Origin of the sequence: Thauera phenylacetica B4P (assembly GCF_000310225.1) — a bacterium.
In the GTDB taxonomy this organism is placed as follows: Bacteria; Pseudomonadota; Gammaproteobacteria; order Burkholderiales; family Rhodocyclaceae; genus Thauera; species Thauera phenylacetica.
The window spans coordinates 1-6773 of the sequence record NZ_AMXF01000218.1 but is presented as its reverse complement, the minus strand read 5'-3'; the positions used below and the strand labels follow the sequence as shown (position 1 = coordinate 6773).

The following is a 6773-nucleotide window of genomic DNA, read 5'->3' as shown; positions in this document are numbered from 1 at the left end:
CCCCGGGCGGCGCCGGGCGCTTCCCGCGGGGCGCGCGGGCGTGCGCATCCGGGCGAGCCTGCGCACGCGGGCGGTGCGGCGATCACACGAAGCCATCGTCCCCACCCTTGCCGCCGAGCATGACCTGGCCTTCCTCGGCCAGGCGGCGCACCGTCTTGAGGATCTCCTTCTGCTCGGCCTCGACCTCGGACAGCCGCACCGGGCCGCGCGCCTCGAGGTCCTCGCGCAGCATCTCGGCGGCGCGCGAGGACATGTTCTTGAAGACCTTCTCGCGCAGCTCGGGCGGCGCGCCCTTGAGCGCGATGATCAGCGAGTCGGACTGCACCTCGCGCAGGATGCTCTGGATGCCGCGGTCGTCGATGTCGAGCAGGTTCTCGAACACGAACATCTCGTCGAGGATCTTCTGCGCCAGCTCCGGATCGTATTCGCGCACGTTGTCGATGACCGCGGTCTCGGCGCTCGAGCCGACGAAGTTGAGGATCTCGGCGGCGTGGCGGACCCCGCCCATCGCCGCCTTCTTGACCGTGGTGGCGCCCGAGAGCATGCGGGTGAGGGCGTCGTTGAGTTCCTTCAGCGCGGTCGGCTGCACGCCGTCGAGCGTGGCGATGCGCAGCACCACGTCGTTGCGCAGGCGCTCGTCGAAGTTCTTGAGGATCTCGCCGGCCTGGTCGTACTCGAGGTGCACCAGGATGGTGGCGATGATCTGCGGATGTTCGCCCTTGATGAGGTCGGCGGCGGTGGCCGCGTCCATCCACTTCAGGCTCTCGATGCCGGCGGTCTCCGAGCCGCTCAGCATGCGCGACAGCAGCTGGTTGGCGCGGTCGTCGCCGAGCGCCTTGGTCAGCATCTCGCGCAGCTGGTCGTCGTCGGACTGGATCATCGAGCCCTTGCCGAAGTGCTCGTTCACCTCGATCAGCACCGGCTCCACGGTCTCGCGCGACTGCGGCGCCATCGAGGCCATCCTCATGGTCAGCTTCTGCACCTCGCGCGGACCGAGCTGGCGCAGCACGCCGGCAGCGGCGTCGGGGCCGAGCGTCATCAGCAGCAGCGCCGCCTTCTCCAGGCCTTCCTCGGGTGTCGTCACTTGCGCGCCTCCTCGTTCATGCCCATCCAGTCCTTGATCAGGTTGGCGACCATCCTGGGATCGTTGCGTGCCAGCGTGCGGGCGCGCTCGAGGCGCTGCTCGAAGGTCTCGGTCTCTTCGCCCTCGCCGGCCTCGCCGGACAGGGTGACGCGCACGCCTTCCTCGCCTTCCTCGGCCTCTTCACCTTCCTCGCCCGCGGCGGCGGCCTTCTTGTCTTCCTTGCGCTTGGGCGGCACCACGGTGCGCAGCAGCGGGCGGATCACGCCGAAGTAGGCGAACAGGATCGCGACCAGCGCCAGCAGCCAGTTGAGGCCTTCCTTGCCGAGCTCGATGATCTCGGGGTCCTTCCAGGGCGGCGGCGCGACCCCGCTGCCGTCGTCGGCGAAGGCGCCGCTGGCGACGTTGATCGTGTCGCCGCGGTCGGCGTTGTAGCCCACCGCCTCGCGCACCAGGTTGGTGATGCGGGCGATCTCCTCGTCGGGCAGCGGCACGTTGGTGGGCGTGCCGTCGGGGCCGGGGAGGGTGCGGTTATTCACCACCACCGCCACCGACAGGCGCTTGATCTGGCCCACGGCCTGCTTGACGTGCTGGATGTTGCGGTCGAGCTCGTAGTTGAGCACCGCGCTGCGGTTGCCGCTCGCCAGGCCCTGCGCGCCCGCGCCAGCGCCGGCCACTTGCGGGTTGGTGATCGGCGCGGTCGCCGGCACCGGCGGCTGGTTGGTGAGCGCGCCCGGCACGCCCTGCGCGCCCGGCTGCGGGTTGAAGGCCTCGCTGGTCTGCTGGCTGCGGATGGCCTGGTCGGGCGTGGGGTTGGGCTTGTAGGTCTCGGCGGTCTGCTCGACCTGGTTGAAGTCGACATCGGCCGCCACCTGGGCGCCGTAGTTCCCCTTGCCCACCAGGGGCGCGAGGATCTTGTCGATGCGCTCGATGAAGCCCTGCTCGAGCAGGCGGACGTACTCGAGCTGGGTGGCGTTGAGCCCGGCGCGCAGCAGCGGGTCGGCCTGCTCGGTGAGCAGCTTGCCGTTCTGGTCGACGATCTTCACGCCCTCGGCGTGCATGCGCGGCACGCTCGACGACACCAGGTGCACGATGCCGGCGACCTGGTCGGGCGACAGGATGCGGCCGCCGCGCAGGTTCACCATCACCGAGGCGGTGGGGCGCTGGTCGTCGCGCAGGAAGGCGGTCTGCTTGGGCATCGCCAGGTGCACCCGGGCGCTCGCCACCGCGTCGATCGCCTGCACGGTGCGGGTGAGCTCGCCTTCGAGCGCGCGCTGGTAGTTCACCTGCTCGTTGAACTGCGAGATGCCGAGCTTCTGCCCGTCCATGAGCTCGAAGCCGGCGAGGCTGCCCTTGGGCAGGCCGTCGGCCGCCAGGCTCAGCCGGGTCTCGTGCACCCGCGCCTGCGGCACCAGGATGGCGTGGCCGGTGGGCGACATGCGGTAGGGGATGTTGCGCTGCTGCAGCTCGGCGATGATCTGCCCGCCGTCGCGCTCGTCGAGGTTGGAGAACAGCACCGCGTACTCCGGCGCGCGGTTCCACAGCAGCGTGCCGGCCACCAGCGCGATCGCCAGCGCGACCGCGACCGCGCCGGCGATCTTCTGCCGGGTGTTCAGCGCGGCGAGGTTCTGCAGCGCCTGCTGCATGCGCGTCGCGGCCTGCGCATCGGCGGGGGCGGCGCCTGGGGGCAGGTCGGCGGTGTTTTCTGCTGCGGCCATGATGGCGGTCCTGTTGCATACGCTTTGGCGGATGGCGGCATTGTGCGTCCGCGCGTGCAAGCCCCATGGCGTGAAAAGCGGCATTTTTTGCCGCCTGTTTGCCGGCTACCATGGCGGCCTGTGCCTTTAGAGTGCATCCCGTGAAAACGGATCCGGACCTTCCCATGCAGGCCGCAGTCGCCACCCAGGATCAAGCAGGGACCATGCCCGCGGGGTCGGCGGGCGATGCCGGCGGGGCGGCGCCCGTGCTCGACGCCGCCCAGCTCGCCGAGGCTTTCGCGCTCTTCAGCCGCGCCTCCGAGGAACTCTCGACCGCCTACGCCGCGCTGCAGGCCCAGGTCGGCCAGCTCAGCGAGCGCCTCTCGGTGCTGATGGGCGCGCTGCCCGCCGGGGTGCTGGTGGTCGATCGCGCGGGCAGCGTGGTGCAGGCCAACCGCGCCGCCGAAGGCTTGTTCGGCGGCGGGCTCGCCGGGATGGCGTGGGCGGCGCTCGCCGCGCGCCTGGAGGACAGCGGCACCCCGGGTGAATTCGTGCTGCGCCGCGGCCCCGCCGCGGTCGATGGCGAGCCGCGCCGGCTGGCGCTGTCCGAGTCCGAGCTCGACTCGGGCGCCGAGCGCATCCTGCTGGTGCACGATGTCACCGACACCCACCGCATGCGCCTTACCGCCGAGCGCAACGAGCGCCTCGCGGCCATGGGCGAGATGGTCGCCGGGCTCGCCCACCAGCTGCGCACGCCGCTCGCCGCCGCGCTCCTCTACACCGGCAACCTGCGCCAGCCCGAGCTCGACCCGGCGCAGCGCACCATGGTGGCCGACCGCGCGCTCGAGCGCCTGCGCTACCTCGAGCGCCTGATCCGCGACATGCTGCTGTTCGCCCGCGGCGACAGCGCCGGGCGGCAGCGCTTCGCGGTGTGCGAGCTGCTCGCCGAGCTCGCGCACACGCTCGAGCCGGTGGCGCGCGCGCGCCAGGTGAGGTTCACCGCCGACTGCGCCTGCGGCGCGGCCGAGCTGGTCGGTGACCGCAAGGCGCTCGGCGGCGCGCTCACCAACCTGCTCGAGAACGGCATCCAGGCCTGCGAGGCGGGCGGCACGTTGCGCTGCGAGGCGGCGCTGGTGGCCGCCGCCGACGCCGGCATCGTCGCGCCCGCGGTGCGCTTCAGCGTGCGCGACAGCGGGCGCGGCATCGCCCCCGAGCTGCAGGAGCGCCTCTTCGAGCCCTTCTTCACCACCCGCGCCGAAGGCACCGGGCTGGGTCTGGCGATCGCCCGCGGCGTCGCCCGCGCCCACGGCGGCGATATCACCTTGCGCTCCACGCCCGGGCACGGCGCGGAATTCACCCTGGTCGTACCCCTGGCGGCGGCGTCCAACGGCGCACAAGAGAACCCATGATCGAGACCCTCAACATCCTCGTCGTAGAGGACGATGCCGCGCTGCGCGAGGCCGTCTGCTTCACGCTGGAAATGGCGCACCACCGCGTCACCGGCGTCGATGGCGGCCCGGCGGCGCTGGAAGCGATCGAGCGCGAGCACTTCAACCTGGTCGTCACCGACCTGCGCATGCAGCCCATGGACGGCCTGCAGGTGCTCAACGAGGTGCGCGCGCGCCGACCGCAGCTGCCGGTGCTGCTGATGACCGCCTACGGTGATGTCGACAAGGCGGTGGCGGCGATGCGCGGCGGCGCCTGCGACTTCCTGATGAAGCCCTTCGAGCCCGAGGTGCTGCTCGAGAGCGTGCGCCGTTACGCCGCGGTGCAGCCGGCGGGCGAGGACACCATCGCCGAGGACCCCCACACCCGCAACCTGCTCGCGCTCGCCGCGCGCGTGGCCGAATCCGACGCCACGGTGATGCTGTCGGGCGAGTCCGGCACCGGCAAGGAGGTCTTCGCGCGCTACCTCCACCAGCACTCGCCGCGCGCCAGGGGCCCCTTCATCGCGATCAACTGCGCGGCCATCCCCGAGAACCTGCTCGAGGCCACGCTGTTCGGCTACGAGAAGGGCGCCTTCACCGGCGCGCAGGCGGCGCAGCCGGGCAAGTTCGAGCAGGCCCAGGGCGGCACCATCCTGCTCGACGAGATCTCCGAGATGCCGCTCGGCCTGCAGGCCAAGCTGCTGCGCGTGCTGCAGGAGCGCGAGGTCGAGCGCGTGGGCGGCAAGAAGCCGGTGGCGCTGGATATCCGCGTGCTGGCGACGAGCAACCGCGACATGCTGCGTGAGGTCGCCGCCGGGCGCTTCCGCGAGGACCTGTATTACCGCCTCAACGTGTTTCCGATCGCCATCCCCGCGCTGCGCGAGCGCCGCGGCGACATCGTGCCGCTGGCGCGCCACTTCCTCGCCCGCCACGCCGCCCGCCAGCAGCGCCAGGTGCGCTTCTCGCCCGCCGCCGAGGCGCTGCTGCCGCAGTACGCCTGGCCGGGCAACGTTCGCGAGTTGGAAAACACGATGCACCGCGTGCTGATCCTGACCCAGGGCGACGAGGTCGGCGCCGAGACGATCCGCCTGTGCCTGCCGCAATGGAGGCTGGAGGCGGCAAATCCTGCCGGCGGAGTGGCAGGGATTGCCGGTCTTGCCGGGCAGGCGGGGGAGGTCGGGGCCGTGCAGGCGGGCGGCGGGCAGGCCGGCGCGGTGGGCTACGGCGGTTCGGCGGGGGCGTTTGCCGGGGTGCAGGCGTCTTCCACGGCGTTCCCGCCCGCCGGGCCCGGCGCGCCCGCTCCGGCTCCCGAGCGCCCGGCCAACATGAAGGACCTCGAGCGAGAACACATCCTCGCCACGCTGCGCGCGTTCGGCGGCTCGCGCAAGAAGACCGTGGAAAAGCTCGGCATCTCCGAGCGCACGCTGCGCTACAAGCTGCAGCAATACCGCGACGAAGGGCACGACGTCTGAGGGGCTGTGTTCGCGCCTGCCGGCGCTCCTACATGAACGGCACGTGGCTCGCCTCTTGCGGGAGCGCTGTGGGGTGGGGATGCGGGGGGTTAAATCTGCGCGGATGCCTCGGTGGAACGGCTGCATTCGCGCCTGCCGGCGCTCCTACATGGAGCATCGTGTCTCGGTGGCTCTGCTTACACCGGCATGTTCATGATGTCCTGATACGCGGTGACCAGGCGGTTGCGGACCTGGACCATCTGCTGGAAGGACGTGCTGGCCTTTTGCAGGTTGACCATCACGTCCTGCAGATTGACGTTGGGGTCGCCGGCGGAAAAGTTCTGCGCCATCGCACGCGCCTCGCCCTGGGCGGCGCTGACGTCCTTCAAGGCGGTGTTGAGCACGTCGGCGAAGTTGACACCCCCCGCAGGCGCGTCGGCGGCGGGCGCAGCCTTGCCTTGTGCGGCCTGCGATACCGAGCGCAGCTCGCTCAGCATCTGGTCGATTCCACGGGTGTCCATAGCGTATTCCCCCGAATTCAGGGTGGTCGGTGACGTCAGTGTAGCAGAGCAAGTCGCGTGCCAGCACCGTCTTCGCGGCTGCCGCCGCTCCTACAGGGGGGCGAGGCGCGGTGTTTCATGCAGGAGCGCCGGCAGGCGCGAATGTGGCGGTGCGGCGGCGCCGGCGCGGATTACGGGCGCCGTCTTCGCGGCTGCCGCCGCTCCTACAGGAGGCCGAGGCGCGATGTTTCATGTAGGAGCGCCGGCAGGCGCGAATGTGGCGGTGCGGCGGCGCCGGCGCGGATTACGGGCGCCGTCTTCGCGGCTGCCGCCGCTCTTACAGGAGGCCGAGGCGCGATGTTTCATGTAGGAGCGCCGGCAGGCGCGAATGTGGCGGTGCGGCGGCGCTGGCACGAATTCCGGGCGCCGTCTTCGCGGCTGCCGCCGCTCCTACAGGAGGCCGAGGCGCGGTGTTTCATGTAGGAGCGCCGGCAGGCGCGAAAGCGGCGCGCGCCCACCCGACGCGCATCCCTTTCCCCGTGGCCCCTTCGCGCCTGCCGGCGCTCCTACAGAAACCGGTGCGGGTCGGGGGCTTCTGTAGGAGCGCCGGCAGGCGC

At 71.2% G+C, this 6773-nt stretch carries 5 protein-coding genes; 2 read left to right on the top strand and 3 right to left on the bottom strand.

All coding sequences use genetic code 11. From position 1 onward, the window contains the following. Nucleotides 1-82: 82 nt before the first annotated feature. Complete coding sequence (fliG, locus tag C667_RS18645) at nt 83-1084, bottom strand: flagellar motor switch protein FliG (RefSeq protein WP_004375612.1); 1002 nt, start codon at nt 1082-1084, stop codon at nt 83-85. Further along, nucleotides 1081-2799 carry a flagellar basal-body MS-ring/collar protein FliF gene (fliF, locus tag C667_RS18640; RefSeq protein ID WP_004375610.1) on the bottom strand — a complete coding sequence of 573 codons (1719 nt, stop codon included), beginning with the start codon at nt 2797-2799 and terminating at the stop codon, nt 1081-1083. Before fliF ends, fliG begins: the two co-directional genes overlap by 4 nt. A gap of 203 nt (nt 2800-3002) precedes the next feature. On the opposite strand from fliF, the gene C667_RS18635 reads away from it, so the two are divergent. Both C667_RS18635 and C667_RS18630 read left to right on the top strand, forming a co-directional pair. Beyond that, nucleotides 3003-4187 (top strand): sensor histidine kinase, encoded by a 1185-nt coding sequence (locus C667_RS18635; protein WP_004375608.1) that lies wholly within the window; start codon nt 3003-3005, stop codon nt 4185-4187. Then, nucleotides 4184-5677, top strand: coding sequence for a sigma-54-dependent transcriptional regulator (locus tag C667_RS18630; RefSeq protein ID WP_004375606.1), 1494 nt, complete (start codon nt 4184-4186; stop codon nt 5675-5677). The genes C667_RS18635 and C667_RS18630 overlap by 4 nt, the downstream gene beginning before the upstream one ends. A 176-nt stretch (nt 5678-5853) precedes the next feature. On the opposite strand, the gene fliE is transcribed toward C667_RS18630, so the two are convergent. After that, a complete protein-coding gene (gene fliE, locus C667_RS18625) occupies nt 5854-6177 on the bottom strand; it encodes a flagellar hook-basal body complex protein FliE (protein ID WP_004375604.1) in 324 nt (107 codons plus the stop codon). Nucleotides 6178-6773 lie beyond the last annotated feature (596 nt).

Coding starts and splice junctions, on each gene's coding strand:
- fliE (WP_004375604.1), bottom strand. CDS start 6,177: ATGGACACCCGTGGAATCGACCAGATGCTGAGCGAGCTGCGCTCGGTA.
- fliF (WP_004375610.1), bottom strand. CDS start 2,799: ATGGCCGCAGCAGAAAACACCGCCGACCTGCCCCCAGGCGCCGCCCCC.
- C667_RS18635 (WP_004375608.1), top strand. CDS start 3,003: ATGCCCGCGGGGTCGGCGGGCGATGCCGGCGGGGCGGCGCCCGTGCTC.
- C667_RS18630 (WP_004375606.1), top strand. CDS start 4,184: ATGATCGAGACCCTCAACATCCTCGTCGTAGAGGACGATGCCGCGCTG.